We start from the raw sequence: 17,776 nt of genomic DNA on the forward strand, positions 1-17,776 counted from the left end.
CAACGCAATCGAACGAGAGATACGCCATGCCCTCCCTGTCCCTGCTCGGCGCACTGATCGATACGGCCGGCTCCGCCCTCAAGGCCGGCCGCAAGGCGGCCGCCGCGGACGCGTCCGCGCCCGCCAACGCGGCCGACGCCGCCGGTTCGCCGCTGCCGTTCGCGCAGACGCTGCAGCAAAGCGTCGCGTCGCAGCGCACGTCGTCGGCGCAGGCCGATGCGTCGTCGACGCCGACGGCGCCTTCGACGTCGTCGAGCGCGCCGTCGACCGTCGCCGGCAACGCGAAGCCGTCCGGCTCGTCAGACGACAAGACCCGCGACGACGCCACCGCGGCCGTCAACCCCGATGCCGCCGCACTCGCCGCCGCGGCCGCGGTGCAGGCGCAATTGCAGGCGCGTCCCGACGGCACGCCTGCCGCGGCCGACGCGCCGTCCACCGACCCGCTGCCGCGCGCCGGCGACGCGGCGTCGGCCGCCCTCGCGGCGGCCGCGAACGCGACGAAGGGCGACGCGCAGGCGACAGCCGCGACCGACGAACCGGCGACGGGCCGCGACGTGCTGCATGCCGCGCTCGCGAAGCTCACCGGCGACGCGAACGCCGCCGCGACGCCGTCCACGGGCGCGGCCACGGGTGCGGCCACGCAGCCGGCCCTGTCGACCGCGGCCGCCGTGCCCGCGACGCCGAAAGCACCGACGTTCGACAAGACGCTGACCGACGCGAAGGGCGCGCTCGCCTCGCAACAGGGGCAGGCGCAGCCGTCGCCCACGCAGCCGGTCCAGGCCGATGCGGTCAAGCCCGATGCGGCCCATGCGCTCGCGGCGACGCAGGACGCCGCCGCTCCGGCCGGTGCGGCGCTGGCTGCCGCGACGGCCGCCGCGCAAGCGAACGCGCCGGTGGCGGCGGCCGCGAACGGCATCGCCGCCGCGAACGCGCACGTGCTCGCGCCGCACGTCGGCACCGCCGACTGGACGGATGCGTTGAGCCAGAAGGTCGTGTTCCTGTCGAACGCGCACCAGCAGAGCGCCGAGCTGACGCTCAATCCGCCGGATCTCGGGCCGCTGCAGGTCGTGCTGCGAGTCGCGGACAATCACGCGCACGCGCTGTTCGTGTCGCAGCACCCGCAGGTGCGCGACGCGGTCGAAGCCGCGCTGCCGAAGCTGCGTGACGCGATGGAAGCCGGCGGCCTCGGCCTGGGCAGCGCGACCGTCAGCGACGGCGGCTTCGCCTCGCAGCAGCAGAACCCGCAGCAGTCGTTCGCCGGCGGGCAAGCGGCGCGGCGCGGCGGCGGCGCACCGTCAGGCGCCGATGCAACGCTCGACGCCGCGCAACCCGCGGCGACGGTCGCGACCGCAAGCCGCGCCGGCCTCGTCGATACGTTTGCCTGAGCATCCGCGCGCGCCGCTCAGCGGCCGTGCAGCGCCGCCGCAGCCGCGTGCGGCGCGCCCGCCCGGCGCGCGGCGACGATGAAGTCCGCCGCGCGCTCGCCGATCATCACCGACGGCGCATTCGTATTCCCGCCGATCAGCGTCGGCATCACCGACGCATCCACCACCCGCAGCCCCTCGACGCCGCGCACGCGCAACGCCGGATCGACGACCGCGCGCGCGTCCGTGCCCATCCGGCAGGTGCCGACCGGGTGATAGATCGTGTCGGCATGCTGAACGATCGTCGCGCGCAGTTCGGCTTCCGTCTGGTCCGGCCGCGTGTACAGTTCGCGCCCGCCCTGCGACGCGAGCGGCGCCTGCGACAGGATCCGGCGCATCGCCTGCGCGCCGCGCACCAGCAGGTCGAGATCGCGCGCATCGCTGAAGAAGCGCGGATCGATCAGCGGCGCATCGCGCGCGTCGCCGCTCGCGAGCGCCACCGTGCCGCGACTGAACGGCCGCAGCGCGCACACGTGCAGCGAATAGCCGAAGCCCCAGTGCATCTTGCGGTTGTGATCGTCGACGAGCGCCGTGCAGAAATGCAGTTGCAGGTCGGGCCGCTCGAGCGACGGATCGCTCTTGATGAAGCCGCCCGCCTCCGCGACGTTGCTCGTCATCATCCCGGTGCGGCTCGAGAAGTAGCGCGCGAGCGCGGGTGCCATCTTCGCGAGCCCGCGCACGCACACGCCGACCAGTTCCGACGAATTCACGCGCGTGTTGATGATGAAGTCGATGTGATCGATCAGGTTCGCGCCGACGTCCGGCGCATCCTGCACGACCGCGATGCCGTGCCGGCGCAACTGGTCGGCCGGGCCGATGCCCGAGCACATCAGCAGTTGCGGCGAGTTGAACGCGCCGGCCGACAGGATCACTTCCGCGCGCGCGCCGAGCGTCTCCACGCGCCCGTTGCGCGCGATCGTGACGCCGACCGCGCGCTTGCCGTCGAAGCCGACGCGCAGCACCGTCGCATCGGTGATCACATGCAGGTTCGGACGGTTGCGGCCGTAGACGTACGCGCGCGCGACGCTGCAGCGCGAGCCGTCGCGATGCGTGACCTGGTAGAAGCCGACGCCTTCCTGCGCGGCCCCGTTGAAATCGTCGTTGAGCGGATAGCCGGCCGCGTGCGCGGCCTGGATGAATCGTTCGGAGAACGGATTGCGAAAGCGCAGATCGGACACCGTGAGCGGGCCGTCCGCGCCGTGCCATGCGTTCGCGCCGCGCTGGTTGCCTTCCGCGCGCCGGAAATACGGCAGCACGTCCTGCCAGCCCCAGCCCGTCGCGCCGAGCTGCGCCCATTCGTCGTAGTCGAGCGGATGGCCGCGCGTATAGATCATCGCGTTGATCGCGCTCGAGCCGCCCATCCCGCGCCCGCGCGGCTGGTAGCCGCGGCGCCCGCCGAGGCCCGGCTGCGGCACGGTCTCGTAGCCGTAGTTGGTGCCGAGCTTGAACGGCACGAGCGCCGCGATGCCGACCGGCATGTTCACGAGCAGGTTGCGCTCGGTGTGCGCGCCCGCTTCGATCAGCGCGATCGTTGCGTCGGGGCATGCGTCGGCGAGCCGGCCCGCGAGGCTCGCGCCGCCGGAACCCGCCCCGACGATGAGGTAGTCGTATTGCATGCACGTCTCCTTCGTGTCACGAATGGCGCCCGGCGCGGCCGCGCGGCCCGGGTCTTGTAGTTCGCGCATTGTAGGAATCGGCGCCGCGCAAGCGGCGCGCGGATTCAAGAGCGATTCCTCTAAACGCGCGCGTGAACTAAATTTAAGATGCGTGGATTCGCTAGGCGCGACGCCCCCGGCCGCCAGCAGCCGATCTGTCGCGAAATGGGAGTGACCGTCATGCAGCGACACGTTGTGCAGGCCGTGCGCCGACCAGGTGGTCCGGCCGCGCCGCCCCTGCCCGGCATTTCATTTCAAACGACGCCCGGTGCGCGCGCATGCGCCGCGATGCGAACGACGCGCGACGTTCGAACGACGCGGCTGTCGCCGGCGCGTTTGGAACGCACCGCGTCTGCACCGCTCGACAGGCTGCCGAAGCTGGCGGCGACGGTCTCGCGATGCATCGCGCCCGCGCATGCGGCGACGCCGCATGCGGCCGTTCACGCGTCGGTTTCGTACGCTGCAACGCAGCGCAAACAGCCAACGCGCATCGCCGGCGCCAGCGCGTCGATGCGCATCGACCGTCGCGCGGATGCGACGCTCGCAGCAACGCCCCCACCCCGATCCGCCACGCCGCGCTCGTCGCGCGGGCGCCAGCGGCCCGACTGCCGGCCGTTGCACCACGCCAAACCGGAGTAGACGACATGAAGAACGACCTGCCCGAATTCGCCGCACTGACGTCGCTGCTGCACGACCAGCGCGCCGCCTACCTGCGCACGCCGTATCCCGACTGGGACACCCGCGCGCAGCATCTGCGCACGCTGCGCACGCTGCTGATCGACCATGCCGACGCGCTCGCCGACGCGATCAGCGCGGACTTCGGCCATCGCGCGAAGCAGGAGGTGCTGCTGTCGGAAATCTGGATGGCGAAGGAAGAGATCGACGAGGCGCTGAAGCACGGCAAGCGCTGGATGAAGCCGATCCGCAAGCCGATGAACAAATGGCTGCGGCCCGCGCGCGCGAAGGTGATTCCGCAGCCGCTCGGCGTGGTCGGCATCGTCGTGCCGTGGAACTACCCGGTGCTGCTCGCGGCGGGCCCGCTGATCTGCGCGCTCGCGGCCGGCAACCGCGCGATCGTCAAGATGTCCGAACTGACGCCGCGCACCTCGGCGCTGTTCGAGCAGTTGATCGCGAAGGCCTTCGCGCGCGACCACGTCGCGGTCGTGAACGGCGACGCGGAAATCGGCGCCGCGTTCAGCGCGTTGCCGTTCGACCACCTGCTGTTCACCGGCTCGACGCAGGTCGGCCGGCACGTGATGCGCGCGGCGGCCGAGAACCTCACGCCCGTCACGCTCGAGCTCGGCGGCAAGTCGCCGGCGATCGTCGGGCCGAACGCGCGCTTCGACGCAGCCGTCGACGCGATCGTCGCGGGCAAGACGCTGAACGCCGGCCAGACCTGCATCGCGCCCGACTACGTGCTGCTGCCGCGCGGGATGGAAGCCGCGTTCATCGAGCGCGCGCGCACGCGGCTCGCGAAGATGTATCCGGATTTCTCCCGCAACGCCGATTACACGACGATCGTGTCGGACCGCCATTTCGCGCGGCTGCAGCAGCTCGCGAGCGACGCGCAGGCGGCCGGCGCGCAACTGCACCCGCTCGCGGACGCGTCGTCCGATCCGGCATCGCGCCGCTTCGTGCCGTGCGCGCTCACGCAGGTGCCGGGCGCATCGCAACTGATGCAGGAGGAGATCTTCGGCCCGCTGCTGCCGCTCGTGCCGTACGAACGGCTCGACGAGGCGATCGCCTACGTGAACGCGCGGCCTCGGCCGCTCGCGCTGTACCTGTTCGACGACGACGGCGGCACGGTCGAGCGCGTGATGCGCGAAACGATCTCGGGCGGCGTCTCGGTCAACGAAACGCTGATGCACATCGCGTGCGGCAGCCTGCCGTTCGGCGGCGTCGGTGCAAGCGGGATGGGCGCGTATCACGGCTACGACGGCTTCGTGACGTTCTCGAAGATGAAGCCGGTGCTGACGCAGGCGCGCCTGAACGCGCGCAACCTGCTCGCGCCGCCGTACGGCACGCGCTTCGCCGCGCTGATCAAGCTGATGCTGAAGTTTTGAGCGACGCGGGCCGCATGCCGGCCCGCGTCCGTCACACGGGCCAGAGCGGCCCTTCCTGCATCGCGCCGATCTGCTCGCGCAATTCGAGCACGCGCGCTTCCCAGTAACGATGCGTGTTGAACCACGGGAACGCGGCCGGAAACGCCGGATCGTCCCAGCGCCGCGCGAGCCACGCGGCGTAGTGGATCAGGCGCAGCGTGCGCAGCGCCTCGACCAGATGCAGCTCGCGCGGCTCGAATTCGCAGAAGTCCTCGTAGCCGGCGAGCAGGTCGGCCAGCGCGCGCGACGCGCCCGCGCGGTCGCCGGGCAGCAGCAGCCACAGATCCTGGATCGCGGGCGCCATCCGGCTGTCGTCGAAGTCGACGAAGTGCGGCCCCGCGTCGGTCCACAGCACGTTGCTCGGATGACAGTCGCCGTGCGTGCGCAGCAGGCGGAGCTCGCCCGCGCGCTCGAATGCCGCCTCGACGCCTTCGAGCGCGAGCGTGACCGCCGTCTCGTAGGCCGGCCGCACGTCATCCGGGATGAAATCGTGCGCGAGCAGATAGTCGCGCGGCTCGTAGCCGAACGTGCGGATGTCGAGCGTGGGGCGCGCGACGTACGGCCGGGTCGCGCCGACCGCATGGATGCGGCCGATGAAGCGGCCGAGCCATTCGAGCGTATCGGCGCGGTCGAGATCGGGCGCGCGGCCGCCGCGCCGCTCGAAGATCGAGAAGCGGAAGCCGTCGAACGCATGCAGCGTGCGGCCGTCGAACGTGCGCGCCGGCACCGCCGGAATCTCGCGCGCGGCGAGCTCGGCGACGAATGCGTGTTCCTCGAGGATCGCGTCGTCCGACCAGCGCGCCGGGCGATAGAACTTCGCGACGATCGGCGGGCCGTCTTCGATGCCGGCCTGGTAGACACGGTTTTCGTAACTGTTGAGGGCGAGCAGGCGCCCGTCGGTGCGCAGGCCGGCCGGCATCAGCACGCTGTCGAGCGCGTCGAGCACGCACTCGGGCGTGAGGCCGGCAAACGGCGGCCCGGCCGGGGCGGAAGGAGCGGGAGTGACTTCGTTCATGCCCCGCATTGTGCCGCCAGCCGGGCCGAAAGACGAGCGTTCGGTGCGACGTGCCCGCTCAATGAACGGCCGCGCCGGCCGGCAGCACGGATTCGCCGGTGTCGATCAGGTCCTCGAGAAAGAACGGCTCGGTGTTGAGTTCCTTCGACTCGCCCGGCACGCCCGCGTACCAGGTCACCATCGCCATGTCGCCCAGAATGCGCTGGACGATGCCGCGCGCGCCCTTCGGCACCGCGATATGGGTAGTGCAGACAATCGACCCGACATGCATGATGTTTCCCCACTCGTTCTTGAATCTTGATATCCGGCCAACCTGCGCGGCCGGCCAATGCACGACATGCGCCGCCGCTGCGATGGCGGCCGCGCTTATCCCATTGTTCACGGTTTATCGAAGCGCGAAAAGCGGAAGTGGCGGGCAAAGCGCCGCGATTTCGTCGCATGTCTCCAATCAACCACTGCGCCGCCCGCGCGCTTGCATGGGCGACACCCCCATCATACCCTGTCGAGTGTGACTGTCCGGCGATCCTGCCGCCGGCGCTCCGGCGGCCGCTTCCGTCGCGCGCATGGCGAGCCGGGCGGCGCGTGGCGCCCGTGCGCCGATTGCCACTCAGGCCGCTGTTGCGGTACCTTTGACGTTCATCCGCTTTCCAGCGCATTTCGCCCGCGATGCCTTCGCAACCGTCCGCCCTTCCGATTTCACGGCCACCGCTCGACGCGCGGCCGCGGGCGTGCGCGCATCCGGCCGCGCCTCCTCCCCCTGTCGCACCGCCGCTCGTCGGCGCTGCGCCGCCGCCCCCGGCGGCGTTCGCCGGCTGAGCGCCGGCGCCGTTCCGCCCTCCATTCGCCTGCCTGCCGTTCATGCGTCGTGACGCACGGCGCGGCGTGCGTGCGCATGGAACGTTCTCATCCGTTCGACAGGTGGATTCACATGGTTTCGTTCAAACGCGCGCTCGCCGCGCATGGAGCGACGTCGCTCTTCGTCCTGCTCTGGAGCAGCGGCGCGATCTTCGCCGAACTCGGTCTGCGGCACGCGTCCGCATTCGTCTTCCTCACCGCGCGCTTCGCGCTCGCGTCGCTCGTGCTGCTCGCGTTGTCCGCCGCGCGCGGGCGCTGGCTGCCCGCGCCGGGCGAGCGGCGCATCGCGGTCGTCACCGGGGTGCTGCTGATGGGCGGCTACTCGATCTTCTATCTGCTCGCGCTCGAACGCGGGGTCACGCCCGGCGTGCTCGCGACGATCCTCGGCGTGCAGCCGATCCTCACGCTCGCGTGGGTCGAACGGCGCAGGCAGGCCACGCGCATCGCAGGGCTCGCGCTTGCGCTGGCCGGGCTTGCGCTCGTGGTCTGCCGCGGCGTCGGCGGCGCCGACCTGCCGGTCGCGGGGATCGCCTGCGCGCTCACCGCACTCGTCGCGCTCACCGTCGGCGCGCTGCTGCACAAGCGCGTGCGCTCGGCGCCCGCCGACGTGCTGCCGCTGCAGAACGCGATCGGGCTCGCGCTGTGCGCGGCGATCGTGCCGTTCCGGCCGATCGCATTCGACGCGGCCTGGGCGTTCGTCGTGCCGCTCGCGTGGCTCGGCATCGTGATCTCGGTGGTCGCGCAGCTGCTGTTCTATCGGCTGATGCAGCGCGGCGATCTCGTCAACGTGACGAGCCTGTTCTATCTCGTGCCGGTCGTCACCGCGCTGATGGATGCGCTCTGGCTCGGCAATCGCCCCGAGCCGCTCGCGCTGGCCGGAATGGGCGCGATCATTGCGGGGCTCGTGCTCGTGTTCCGTTCGCCCGCACGTCGCGCGTGACCTGGCGGGGCCGCCCGCCTGCGACGGCGGGCGGCCCCGCGAAAGCAGAAAGGAAATGGAAAGAAACTCGCAAGACGGCCGTCTGATTCGCGTCCGAACCGATGCTTTCTTGAGATTTCTGCTGCTTTTTTAATGGTTCGGATAGCGAAAAGCGTGCGGCGTTTCCTATACTCGTACTAACCACCCTTCTCGCAATCGGGTCGGAGCAAAACGAGACTGCCCAAGCATGGGTCCGGAGCAAGTGCAGCTCCGGTCGACAAGGAGACACGCAATGACCACCTACTTCACGATTGGTGACTTCATCCTGCTGATCCCGATGGCGCTCGCCGGCGCGCTCTTCCTCGGCGCGGTGCCGTGCGCAACCAACTTCCGTCACAACCTGCTGCGCGTGCTGGGCGCGATGCTCGGCGTCGGCGTCGCGGTGCTGCTGGTCGAAGGGCTGCCTGCGCTGATCTAGCGGCGCTGCGTATGCCCCCGTTGCGCCGCGCCGGCGGAACGGACTGTCGATACGATGCGGCGGCTACGTCGCGCGCCGCATCGCATGCCGGTCAGATCGCCTGATCGGTGGACGGCTTTTCCCACAGATTGATGCCGCCTTCCGTCGCGTAGCGATCGATCTCCGCGAGCTCGTCTGCCGAGAACGCGAGGTTCTTCAGTGCTCCGACGTTTTCCCGCACCTGTTCCGCGCGGCTTGCGCCGATCAGCGCGGACGTCACGCGCCCGTTGCGCAGCACCCACGCGAGCGCCATCTGCGCGAGGCTTTGCCCGCGCCGTTCGGCGATCGCATTCAGCTTGCGCACGTGCTCGAGGTTGTCGGCGCTCAGGTGGTCCTCCTTCAGCGAGCCGCCGCCCGGCCGGTTGACGCGCGCGTCGGCCGGCACGCCATTCAGGTATTTCGACGTCAGCAGCCCCTGCGCGAGCGGCGTAAACGCGATGCTGCCCGTGCCGACCTCGTCGAGCGTGTCGAGCAGCTCGTGCTCGACCCAGCGGTTCAGCAGGTTGTAGGACGGCTGATGGATCAGCAGCGGCACCTTGTACTGCGCGAGCAGCGCGGCCATCTCACGCGTCTTCGCCGCCGAATACGACGAAATGCCGATGTACAGCGCCTTGCCCTGCTGCACCGCGGTCGCGAGCGCGCCGGCCGTTTCCTCGAGCGGCGTATGCGCGTCGAAGCGGTGCGAATAGAAGATGTCGACGTAGTCGAGCCCCATCCGCGCGAGGCTCTGGTCGAGGCTCGCGAGCACGTACTTGCGCGAGCCGCCGCCGCTGCCGTACGGCCCCGGCCACATGTCCCAGCCGGCCTTCGTCGAGATCAGCAGCTCGTCGCGATACGGCCGGAAATCCTCCTTCAGCAGTCGCCCGAAGTTGGTTTCAGCGCTGCCGTACGGCGGCCCGTAATTGTTCGCGAGATCGAAGTGGTTGATGCCGAGATCGAACGCGGTGCGCAGGATCTCGCGTTGCGTCGCGATCGGCGTCGCATCGCCGAAGTTGTGCCACAGGCCAAGCGACAGGGCGGGCAGTTTGAGCCCGGATCGGCCGCACGTGCGGTATTGCATGTCGGCATAACGTTCGGAAGCAGCTTCGTAGGCCATGAGTAATCCCGTCAGGACGTCGGAGGGCGGACGCGCGCCGGCACCGCGCGCGGCGCGCCGGCGGCGAAGGAAACGCAGGACGGATATGGTAGCGAACGCGGCCGATGCGCGCACGGCAATGGACGCGGCCGCGACGCTCGCCTACACTGCGGCGTCTCGAATCACCGTTTCAGCGAGGTTTGTATGACCCGGGTCATCTCGGTTGCGCTGCTCGTCGGCGGCGTCGTGCTGCTGTATTTCGGCGGGCAGTCGTTCCACTCGATCAACGACGACGTGTCGCGCTTCTTCACCGGGTCGCCCGCGACGAAGACGATCCTGCTGATTGCGGGCGGCGCCGTCGCGTCGCTGGTCGGCCTGATCGGCCTCGCGATGCCGGGCGGCAAGCGCTGACGCGCGCTCCGCGGCGACGAATCGTCCGACGCAGCGGCCGCAGGCCGGCGGCTAGAACCGCACTTCCGGCTTCGCCGCCGAACGCGTGCCCGGAATCGGCCGGTTGCTCTCGCCGTGATAGGTGAACACGAGCGAGAACTTGACCTGGTCCGAGCGATTCTGCCCCGCCGAATGCAGCGTGTTGCAGTGGAAGAACACGACGTCGCCGGCATTGAGCGGCGGACACACGGCCGCGTCGATCAGCTTCCGGTTCTCCGGCAGGTCGCCGCGGAAGAACTTCGCGTCGTCGAACGCCTGCCCGCCGAATTCGGCGGTATGCGAGCCCGGCACCAGCCACAGCGCGCCGTTCTCGTTCGTTTCCGCCCCTAGCGCCAGCCACACCGACACCATGTCCGCGCGTTCGAACGACCAGTAGCGGAAATCGCGGTGCCAGCCGGTGAGGCTGCCGTACGCGGGATGCTTCGTCATCATGCAGTTGTGATGCGCGCGCGACAGCACGGGCCGCTCGCCGAAATACTCCCGCATCCACGCGCCGATTTCCGGCGCGATCGCGCGCTCGGCGAACGCCGGATCGCGCGCGTATGCATCGAGCAGCCGCCGCACCGTGTGGCCGCCCGGCGCATGCTTCGACTCGGGCGCGCCCGGATAGCGCAGGTCGGCCTCGAACTCGATCGGCTGCGCGGCTTCCTGCAACTGTCGCTCGGCGACGCGCTTCAGCGCCGCGCACTGCTCGGCGCTCACGAGCCCGCGAGCGACGACGAAGCCTTGCTCGCGCAGTTCCGCCACCTGCGCGCGAATCGAATCCGACTGCAAAGAAGACATGGGACGCTCGAAATATTTCTTGTGAATGTTTCGATTGTAAAACGGCGCCGGATGACGTGCGCAGCGCCATTGTCGTGCGCAGGGAATTGCCGTTCGGCAATTTGATCCAGAGCAAGGGAACTGTGCGCGTCCGCGCTGGCCTCAGCGACAGGCGGTATGTAATGCAGGCCTTGCGGCACAAGGGTTATCCGCGACTTTTGCCCGTCATGAATCCCCTGTAGCCTGACCCGGCCTGTCAGTTCTGGCGGGCGCGGCGCGCAGCCGCTTCGGATACGATGCGCTGCGCCATCCGAGGCCGTTACATACCAGTGCGTTCGTCAAGGGCGCCATCCATTCGAGCAAAGCATCGCAATTCACATGCCATTCCGTCTGACTTCCCGTCTCAGCCGCGCTGCGAAGCGCGTCGTGCCCTCCGTTCCCCTTCGCCCGCTGCGCCATCACCGCGCGCGTGCGCAAGCGCTCGCCGTGCGCACGCAACAGCCCGCGCGGCTCGACGGCATCCGCGCGTGGTTCCACGCGTTCTTCTCGCTGATGAGCGCGCAGGCGCTCGCACGTCGCACCGGGCTGCGCTCGCTGCTGCAGAAGCCGTCGTCGCTGCGCGCGCTCGCGCTGCGCCGCGCCGGCGGCCCGCAGCGCCGGGTCAACCGTCCGCGCCGCCTGGCCGCCAGCACCGGCTGGTTCGCGTTCGCGGCGCGCTGATCGCCGCGCGGCAAACCGCCGCACGCAAACGTCGCCGCGCCCGCGCGCCGCGACGGCACCAATAAAAAACCCCGGCATGGCCGGGGTTTTTCGTTTGGGGCGGCTGACGCTTACGCGACGCGCACCGCCGGCTCGACGCCGGCCGCTTCCGCGAGCGCGAGCGCCTTGTCGGTCGCTTCCCACGAGAATTCCGGCTCTTCGCGGCCGAAGTGGCCGTAGGCGGCGGTCTTCTCGTAGATCGGGCGCAGCAGGTCGAGCATCTTGATGATGCCCTTCGGACGCAGGTCGAAGTGCTCGCGCACGAGCTGCGTGATCGTCGCATCCGACACGCGGCCCGTGCCGAACGTGTTGACCATCACCGAGGTCGGCTCGGCGACGCCGATCGCGTACGACACCTGGATCAGCGCGCGCGATGCGAGGCCAGCCGCGACGATGTTCTTCGCGACGTAGCGGCCTGCGTAGGCAGCCGAACGGTCGACCTTCGACGGGTCCTTGCCCGAGAACGCGCCGCCGCCGTGCGGCGCGGCGCCGCCGTACGTGTCGACGATGATCTTGCGGCCCGTCAGGCCGCAGTCGCCCTGCGGGCCGCCGATCACGAACCGGCCGGTCGGGTTCACCAGGAACTTGATGTCGCCCTTGATCAGCTCGGCCGGCAGCGTCGGCTTGATGATTTCCTCGATCACGGCCTCGCGCAGCGCGGGCAGTTCGATGTCCGGCGCGTGCTGGGTCGACAGCACGACGGTGTCGATCGAATCCGGCTTGCCGTCGACGTAGCGGATCGTGACCTGCGACTTCGCGTCCGGACGCAGCCAGGGCAGGCGGCCGTCGCGGCGCAGGCTCGCCTGGCGCTCGACCAGACGGTGCGACAGGTAGATCGGCAGCGGCATCAGTTCCGGCGTTTCGTCGCACGCGTAACCGAACATCAGGCCCTGGTCGCCCGCGCCCTGGTCGAGGTTGTCGTCGTGCGCGCGGTCGACGCCCTGCGCGATGTCCGGCGACTGCTTGTCGTACGCGACGAGCACCGCGCAGCCCTTGTAGTCGATGCCGTAGTCGGTGTTGTCGTAGCCGATGCGCTTGATCGTGTCGCGCGCGATCTGGATGTAATCGATGTTGGCCGTCGTGGTGATTTCACCGGCCAGGACGACAAGACCCGTGTTGCACAGCGTTTCAGCCGCAACGCGCGAGTATTTGTCTTGAGCGAGGATGGCGTCGAGAATCGCGTCCGAGATTTGGTCCGCGACCTTGTCCGGATGGCCTTCGGAGACGGACTCGGACGTAAAGAGATAATCGTTTGCCACTTTTTGAGGCTCCTTGTGTGGTTACGGTTGGCTTCACGTAGCCATCTTCTTCTAGCAGCCCGAAGTGGCGACGCTTTAGCGGATTACCAGTACCGGGCAGCGCGCTTCGCGCCAGCCGGCTTCGCCCCGCAAGTTGTCAGTTAACTCGGCGAAGCCCGTATTATAGCGGCTTTCCGGAATTGTCACAGAGCGTTGCCCGTGCCGCATGTCCCGCTGTCTTTCAACCCTGTTCCCCATGTGCCGGCCCGCCGGAATCACGGAGGTTTCGCATGCTAGGCCGCCTCGGCACGCATCTCGCCATCGGCTTCCTGAAACTGCTCGCGCTGCTGCCGTACGGCTTGACCGCGCGGCTCGGCGACGGCCTCGGCTGGCTGCTCTACCAGATTCCCAGCCGGCGAAAGCGCATCGTGCACACTAATCTGACCCTCTGCTTTCCTGAATGGAGCGACGCGCGCCGCGAGGAAGTCGCCGGGCAGCACTTCCGCCACGCGATCCGCAGCTACGTGGAGCGCAGCGTCCAGTGGTTCGGCTCCGCGAAGAAGCTCGAGAAGCTGATCCAGGTCGACAGCGCGATCGACCTCACCGATCCGGACCTGCCGCCGACACTGTTCCTCGGCCTGCACTTCGTCGGCATCGAGGCCGGCTCGATCTGGCTCAATCGTTCGCTGCAGCGCCGCTGCGGGTCGCTGTACCAGCCGTTCACGAACCCGGTGCTCGAGGAGGCGGCGAAAGAAGCGCGCGGCCGCTTCGACGCCGAGATGGTCGGCCGCGCGGACAGCGCGCGCGTCGTGCTGCGCTGGCTGCGCGACCGCAAGCCGGTGATGCTCGGCGCCGACATGGATTACGGGCTGCGCAATTCGACGTTCGTGCCGTTCTTCGGCGTGCCCGCGTGCACGCTGACGGCGGTCGGCCGGCTCGCGAAGACGGGCCGCGCGCAGGTGGTGCCGTTCATCGGCGAGGTGCTGCCGAACTACCAGGGCTACCGGCTGAAGGTGTTCAAGCCGTGGGACCACTATCCGACCGGCGACGACGATCTCGACGCCCGCCGGATGAACGCATTCCTCGAAGAGCAGATTCCGCTGATGCCCGAGCAGTACTACTGGGTCCACAAGCGCTTCAAGACCCGCCCGCCCGGCGAGCCGGGCCTGTACTGATCCGGCGCGCACGCCCGGCCGTCACGTCCGCGCGTGCGCCCGCACCACCTTCGGCATGCCTTTCGCGCGCGCCTGCCAGAGGTCGTAGGCGGCCTGCTGGGCCAGCCAGAGATCCGCGCGCCCGCCGTTCTCCACGCCGAGCCACCCTTCGATGCGCAGCGCCATTTCCGGTGAAATGCCCGCGCGGCCGTTCAGCACGCGGGACAGCGCCGCGCGCGTCACGCCGAGCTGGGCCGCGGCCTCGGTCACGGTCAGGCCGAGCGCCGGAAGCACATCCTCCCGCAGCGCTTCGCCCGGATGCGGCGGATTGAAAATGCGTGTCATGCCTTTGAGCGACCTCAGTGGTAGTCCTAGGGTCTGTTTACATACGGAACGCACATGCGAATGCCCGAAATCGCCCGCAGGGCAAGGAGGAAGGAGCGCCGTTTGGCCGAGCCAAACAAGCGACGCGCGACGCCGCCATGCGGGCGATTTCGGGCATTCCCCTGGAATGAATTTTTTAATTTGGGGTTGCCACGAGAACGGCCGCTCGCCGCGTTGTGCTCCTTGCGAATACGTCCAGTATTCGCGGCGTCGCACGCCTCGCGAGCGGCCGTTCTCGTGGCAACGCATGTGCGTTCCGTATGTAAACAGACCCTAGTAATCGACCAGGACGGCGTCCGGCCCGTCGAACCTGAAGGTCAATCGCCAGTTGCCGTTGACGCTGGCCGCGTAGTGGCCGACGAGCGAACCTTCGAGCCAGTGGAACCGCCATCCCGGCACATTCATGTCCAGCGGCGCGCTCGCCAGGTCGAGCCGGGCCAGCTGCCGCCCCAGCCTGGGCGCATGATCGGGCCGGATGCCCGCCTTGCTCCCGCCGAGAAAAAACGCTTCCAGCCCCTTGTGTTGCCATGACTTGATCATGGACCTCCTGCACTCGAGTCGCGATGGCCGGCGGCCTCGCCTGTATAGCGTATAGCCTCACCATACGCATCCTCTGCCCGACATGTCAAACGCGCCGGGATCGATGAATCACTTCCCGCACGCACGAGCACGCCACGCCCAGCCAGCCTAAAACCGGCGCCCATCCCCCGACAAGACGGCCGATCGGCCGTCGCGACCCACTCCGGAGCCCGTACGAACCGCGTCGCGTCAGGATCGCGCGGGACGGCCATGACGGCTGCATGTATCATTCGCGCTTGAGATCAGCGTGACGCAAACGGCCGTCCGGCACCGCGCCGCGACGAGCCTGCCGCGCTGAGCACCCTGTTTGCAATGGAATCCCGGGACCCGTGAAGCTCTCGTTCACCAAGATGCATGGCGCCGGCAACGACTTCGTCGTGCTCGACGGCTACTCCAGCGCGCTGCCGCCGCTCACCGAAGCGCAAGTGCGCGCGCTCGCCAACCGCCACTTCGGCGTCGGCGCCGACCAGCTGCTGCTGGTCGAGAAGCCGACCGTCGACGGCGCGGACTTCAAGTACCGGATCTTCAACTGCGATGGCGGCGAGGTCGAACACTGCGGCAACGGCGCGCGCTGCTTCGTCAAGTTCGTGCTCGACAAGCGCCTGACCGACAAGCGCAGCGTGCGCGTCGAAGTGATGAAGGGCCTGATCACGCTGACGATGCAGGAGAACGGCGAGGTCGTCGTCGACATGGGCGCGCCCGTGTTCGAGCCGGCGCAGGTGCCGTTCGAAACGGCCGGCCTCGCGGGTCGCCCGGAAGGCCGCGACACGCTCTGGCCGCTCGACGTGGACGGCGCCACGCACTGGATCTCGACCGTGTCGATGGGCAACCCGCACGCGGTGCAGGTCGTCGACGACGCCGAACGCTATCCGGTGCTCGTCGAAGGCCCGCTGATCGAGCGTCACGCGCGCTTTGCGCAGCGGGTCAACGCCGGCTTCATGCAGATCGTGTCGCGCTCGGAAGTGAAGCTGCGCGTCTACGAGCGCGGCGCGGGCGAGACGCTCGCGTGCGGCACCGGCGCATGCGCGGCGGTCGCGGCCGGCATCCGGCGCGGCCTGCTCGATTCGCCCGTGACCGTGCACACCCACGGCGGCACGCTGACGATCAGCTGGGACGGCGCGCGCGACGAAGCCGCGCCGCTGATGATGGCGGGCCCCGCGGCGACTGTCTTCGAAGGCGAGATCGACCTGGCTGCCTGACCCATTCACTGTCCTGATTGAACGCTCCCGCCCCATGAACGATCGCGAAGTCGCCGACTACCTGCTCGCCAACCCCGAATTCTTCGCGCAGCACGCCGAACTGCTCGCCACGATCCGCCTTGCGAACCCGCACGGCAAGGCGGCGATCTCGCTGCAGGAGCGGCAGATGGAAATGCTGCGCGACAAGAACAAGCATCTCGAGCGCCGGCTCGCGGAGCTCGTGCGCTACGGCCACGAAAACGACAGCCTGTCCGCGAAGTTCAGCCGCTGGACCGCGCGCGTGATCGCCGAGCGCGACCCGTACGCGCTGCCGCGCACGATCGCCGACGGCCTCGTCGACGTATTCGACGTGCCGCAGACCGCGCTGCGCGTGTGGGACGTCGCCGCCACCTACGCGCAGGCCGACTTCGCGCGCCAGGTCGGCGAGGAAGTGCGCCTCTTCACGAACGGGCTCGCGACGCCGTACTGCGGCGCGAACACGGGCTTCGAGGCCGCGCAATGGCTCGCGCCCGCGGTCGCCGCGCCGGCGAACGCGACGGACGGCGGCGACACGGCCCCGGCCGGCGACGGCGCGGCCGCGTCGGTCGCGCTGCTCGCGCTGCGCGCGCCGCAGGCCGGCGCCGATGCGCCCGCGTTCGGGCTGCTGGTGCTCGGCTCGCCGGACCCGCGCCGCTTCCACGAAGGCATGGCCACCGACTTCCTCGCGCAGATCGCGACGCTCGCGAGCGCCGCGCTGACGCGCCTGCTGCCGCACTGATTCCCGCGATGTCCGACGATCCGATCGCCGCCTACCTGTCGAACCTGAAGCACGTCAGGCAGCTGTCGGATCACACGCTGCGCGCGTACACGCACGAGCTCGACGAACTGAAGAAGCTCGCCGCCGGCCGGCCGCTCGAAGCGCTGAGCGCCGTCGACATGCGCGGCGCGGTCGCCCGCGCGCACGCGGCCGGGCTGTCCGCGCGCTCGATCTCGCACCGGCTGTCCGCGTGGCGCGCGTTCTACCGCTGGCTCGCGCAGCGCATCGAGATGCCCGCGAACCCGGTCGCCGCGGTGCGCGCGCCGAAGCGCGCGAAGACGCTGCCGAAGGCGCTGTCGGTCGACGACGCGACGGCGCTGATGGACGCGCCGCTGCCCGGCACGACCGAAGGCCTGCGCGACCACGCGATCCTCGAGCTGTTCTACTCGTCCGGCCTGCGCCTGGCCGAGCTGATCGGGCTCGACGTCAGGTACGCGCAGGCGGACGGCTACCGCTCGGCCGGCTGGCTCGATCTCGCCGAGGCCGAGGTGACCGTGCTCGGCAAGGGCAACAAGGAGCGCAAGGTGCCGGTCGGCCGCAAGGCGATCGACGCGCTGAACGCGTGGCTCGCGGTGCGCGGCGAGTTCGTGAAGCACGATCCGCATCCGCTGTTCCTGTCGGTGCGCGGCAACCGGATGTCGCCCGGCGTGGTGCGCGAGCGCGTGAAGCGCGCGGCGCTCACCGCGGGCATTCCGGCGCACGTCCATCCGCACGTGCTGCGCCACTCGTTCGCGACGCACGTGCTGCAGTCGAGCGGCGACCTGCGCGCGGTGCAGGAGCTGCTCGGGCACGCGAGCGTCGCCGCCACGCAGGTCTATACGTCGCTCGACTTCCAGCACCTCGCGAAGATTTACGACAGCGCGCATCCGCGCGCGAAGAAGCGCGACTGACCG

At 69.4% G+C, this 17,776-nt stretch carries 18 protein-coding genes; 10 read left to right on the top strand and 8 right to left on the bottom strand.

The annotated features are described in order from the left end of the window. Nucleotides 1-26: 26 nt before the first annotated feature. Complete coding sequence (locus tag KY49_RS21660; RefSeq protein ID WP_042586545.1) at nt 27-1,385, top strand: flagellar hook-length control protein FliK; 1,359 nt, start codon at nt 27-29, stop codon at nt 1,383-1,385. A 17-nt stretch (nt 1,386-1,402) separates the two neighbouring features. Here the strand turns inward: KY49_RS21660 and KY49_RS21665 are convergent, their stop codons facing one another. After that, nucleotides 1,403-3,040: a GMC family oxidoreductase gene (locus KY49_RS21665; RefSeq protein WP_042586546.1), complete on the bottom strand. Its 1,638-nt coding sequence runs from the start codon at nt 3,038-3,040 to the stop codon at nt 1,403-1,405. A 683-nt stretch (nt 3,041-3,723) separates the two neighbouring features. Here KY49_RS21665 and KY49_RS21675 point away from each other — a divergent pair. Then, nucleotides 3,724-5,142 (top strand): coniferyl aldehyde dehydrogenase, encoded by a 1,419-nt coding sequence (locus KY49_RS21675; protein ID WP_042586548.1) that lies wholly within the window; start codon nt 3,724-3,726, stop codon nt 5,140-5,142. A 31-nt stretch (nt 5,143-5,173) separates the two neighbouring features. On the opposite strand, the gene KY49_RS21680 is transcribed toward KY49_RS21675, so the two are convergent. Next, the gene (locus tag KY49_RS21680; RefSeq protein ID WP_042586549.1) at nt 5,174-6,205 is read right to left on the bottom strand and encodes a serine/threonine protein kinase; all 1,032 of its coding nucleotides are present in this window, start codon (nt 6,203-6,205) and stop codon (nt 5,174-5,176) included. Between the two features lie 49 nt (nt 6,206-6,254). Then, entirely contained in the window at nt 6,255-6,467 is a 213-nt protein-coding gene (locus KY49_RS21685) for a hypothetical protein (RefSeq protein WP_029226305.1), read from the bottom strand. A gap of 657 nt (nt 6,468-7,124) precedes the next feature. On the opposite strand from KY49_RS21685, the gene KY49_RS21690 reads away from it, so the two are divergent. Together KY49_RS21690 and KY49_RS21695 are read left to right on the top strand one after the other, a co-directional pair. Continuing rightward, nucleotides 7,125-7,991: a DMT family transporter gene (locus tag KY49_RS21690; protein ID WP_042586550.1), complete on the top strand. Its 867-nt coding sequence runs from the start codon at nt 7,125-7,127 to the stop codon at nt 7,989-7,991. A gap of 271 nt (nt 7,992-8,262) precedes the next feature. Next, on the top strand, nt 8,263-8,448 hold the full coding sequence (locus tag KY49_RS21695) for a hypothetical protein (RefSeq protein WP_010090370.1): 186 nt from the start codon (nt 8,263-8,265) through the stop codon (nt 8,446-8,448). Nucleotides 8,449-8,539: 91 nt separating this feature from the next. Here the strand turns inward: KY49_RS21695 and mgrA are convergent, their stop codons facing one another. Beyond that, the gene (gene mgrA / locus KY49_RS21700) at nt 8,540-9,583 is read right to left on the bottom strand and encodes an L-glyceraldehyde 3-phosphate reductase (RefSeq protein ID WP_042586551.1); all 1,044 of its coding nucleotides are present in this window, start codon (nt 9,581-9,583) and stop codon (nt 8,540-8,542) included. Nucleotides 9,584-9,766: 183 nt separating this feature from the next. Between mgrA and KY49_RS21705 the strand changes: the two genes are divergently transcribed. Continuing rightward, complete coding sequence (locus tag KY49_RS21705; RefSeq protein ID WP_042586552.1) at nt 9,767-9,973, top strand: DUF3185 family protein; 207 nt, start codon at nt 9,767-9,769, stop codon at nt 9,971-9,973. 51 nt (nt 9,974-10,024) lie between these two features. Here KY49_RS21705 and KY49_RS21710 read toward each other — a convergent pair whose 3' ends face one another. Then, the gene (locus KY49_RS21710; RefSeq protein WP_042586553.1) at nt 10,025-10,795 is read right to left on the bottom strand and encodes a phytanoyl-CoA dioxygenase family protein; all 771 of its coding nucleotides are present in this window, start codon (nt 10,793-10,795) and stop codon (nt 10,025-10,027) included. A 357-nt stretch (nt 10,796-11,152) separates the two neighbouring features. On the opposite strand from KY49_RS21710, the gene KY49_RS21715 reads away from it, so the two are divergent. Further along, a complete protein-coding gene (locus tag KY49_RS21715; RefSeq protein ID WP_042586554.1) occupies nt 11,153-11,494 on the top strand; it encodes a hypothetical protein in 342 nt (113 codons plus the stop codon). Between the two features lie 110 nt (nt 11,495-11,604). On the opposite strand, the gene metK is transcribed toward KY49_RS21715, so the two are convergent. Then, a complete protein-coding gene (gene metK / locus KY49_RS21720; protein WP_042586555.1) occupies nt 11,605-12,792 on the bottom strand; it encodes a methionine adenosyltransferase in 1,188 nt (395 codons plus the stop codon). Nucleotides 12,793-12,971: 179 nt separating this feature from the next. On the opposite strand from metK, the gene lpxL reads away from it, so the two are divergent. Continuing rightward, a complete protein-coding gene (gene lpxL / locus KY49_RS21725) occupies nt 12,972-13,946 on the top strand; it encodes a lauroyl acyltransferase LpxL (RefSeq protein WP_256098630.1) in 975 nt (324 codons plus the stop codon). A gap of 21 nt (nt 13,947-13,967) precedes the next feature. On the opposite strand, the gene KY49_RS21730 is transcribed toward lpxL, so the two are convergent. Together KY49_RS21730 and KY49_RS21735 are read right to left on the bottom strand one after the other, a co-directional pair. After that, nucleotides 13,968-14,270, bottom strand: a complete 303-nt coding sequence (locus KY49_RS21730) for a HigA family addiction module antitoxin (protein ID WP_042586557.1) — start codon at nt 14,268-14,270, stop codon at nt 13,968-13,970. Nucleotides 14,271-14,582: 312 nt separating this feature from the next. Beyond that, nucleotides 14,583-14,849: a type II toxin-antitoxin system RelE/ParE family toxin gene (locus tag KY49_RS21735; RefSeq protein ID WP_042586558.1), complete on the bottom strand. Its 267-nt coding sequence runs from the start codon at nt 14,847-14,849 to the stop codon at nt 14,583-14,585. Nucleotides 14,850-15,217: 368 nt separating this feature from the next. On the opposite strand from KY49_RS21735, the gene dapF reads away from it, so the two are divergent. From dapF to xerC, 3 genes are read left to right on the top strand one after another with little or no spacing between them, the layout of a single operon-like run. Further along, nucleotides 15,218-16,087 carry a diaminopimelate epimerase gene (dapF, locus tag KY49_RS21740; RefSeq protein ID WP_042586559.1) on the top strand — a complete coding sequence of 290 codons (870 nt, stop codon included), beginning with the start codon at nt 15,218-15,220 and terminating at the stop codon, nt 16,085-16,087. Between the two features lie 34 nt (nt 16,088-16,121). Next, a complete protein-coding gene (locus KY49_RS21745; protein WP_042586560.1) occupies nt 16,122-16,844 on the top strand; it encodes a DUF484 family protein in 723 nt (240 codons plus the stop codon). Nucleotides 16,845-16,852: 8 nt separating this feature from the next. Beyond that, on the top strand, nt 16,853-17,773 hold the full coding sequence (xerC, locus tag KY49_RS21750; RefSeq protein ID WP_042586561.1) for a tyrosine recombinase XerC: 921 nt from the start codon (nt 16,853-16,855) through the stop codon (nt 17,771-17,773). The last annotated feature ends 3 nt before the right edge of the window (nt 17,774-17,776 follow it).

The organism is Burkholderia sp. MSHR3999, assembly GCF_000833595.1.
GTDB classification, from domain to species: domain Bacteria; phylum Pseudomonadota; class Gammaproteobacteria; order Burkholderiales; family Burkholderiaceae; genus Burkholderia; species Burkholderia ubonensis.

Bases quoted from the DNA above. Each gene is read 5' to 3' on its own strand.
- KY49_RS21660 (WP_042586545.1), top strand. From the start codon at position 27: ATGCCCTCCCTGTCCCTGCTCGGCGCACTGATCGATACGGCCGGCTCC.
- mgrA (WP_042586551.1), bottom strand. From the start codon at position 9,583: ATGGCCTACGAAGCTGCTTCCGAACGTTATGCCGACATGCAATACCGC.
- KY49_RS21715 (WP_042586554.1), top strand. From the start codon at position 11,153: ATGCCATTCCGTCTGACTTCCCGTCTCAGCCGCGCTGCGAAGCGCGTC.
- KY49_RS21675 (WP_042586548.1), top strand. From the start codon at position 3,724: ATGAAGAACGACCTGCCCGAATTCGCCGCACTGACGTCGCTGCTGCAC.
- KY49_RS21710 (WP_042586553.1), bottom strand. From the start codon at position 10,795: ATGTCTTCTTTGCAGTCGGATTCGATTCGCGCGCAGGTGGCGGAACTG.
- xerC (WP_042586561.1), top strand. From the start codon at position 16,853: ATGTCCGACGATCCGATCGCCGCCTACCTGTCGAACCTGAAGCACGTC.
- KY49_RS21730 (WP_042586557.1), bottom strand. From the start codon at position 14,270: ATGACACGCATTTTCAATCCGCCGCATCCGGGCGAAGCGCTGCGGGAG.
- KY49_RS21690 (WP_042586550.1), top strand. From the start codon at position 7,125: ATGGTTTCGTTCAAACGCGCGCTCGCCGCGCATGGAGCGACGTCGCTC.
- KY49_RS21665 (WP_042586546.1), bottom strand. From the start codon at position 3,040: ATGCAATACGACTACCTCATCGTCGGGGCGGGTTCCGGCGGCGCGAGC.
- KY49_RS21685 (WP_029226305.1), bottom strand. From the start codon at position 6,467: ATGCATGTCGGGTCGATTGTCTGCACTACCCATATCGCGGTGCCGAAG.
- KY49_RS21705 (WP_042586552.1), top strand. From the start codon at position 9,767: ATGACCCGGGTCATCTCGGTTGCGCTGCTCGTCGGCGGCGTCGTGCTG.
- KY49_RS21680 (WP_042586549.1), bottom strand. From the start codon at position 6,205: ATGCGGGGCATGAACGAAGTCACTCCCGCTCCTTCCGCCCCGGCCGGG.
- KY49_RS21695 (WP_010090370.1), top strand. From the start codon at position 8,263: ATGACCACCTACTTCACGATTGGTGACTTCATCCTGCTGATCCCGATG.
- KY49_RS21735 (WP_042586558.1), bottom strand. From the start codon at position 14,849: ATGATCAAGTCATGGCAACACAAGGGGCTGGAAGCGTTTTTTCTCGGC.
- KY49_RS21745 (WP_042586560.1), top strand. From the start codon at position 16,122: ATGAACGATCGCGAAGTCGCCGACTACCTGCTCGCCAACCCCGAATTC.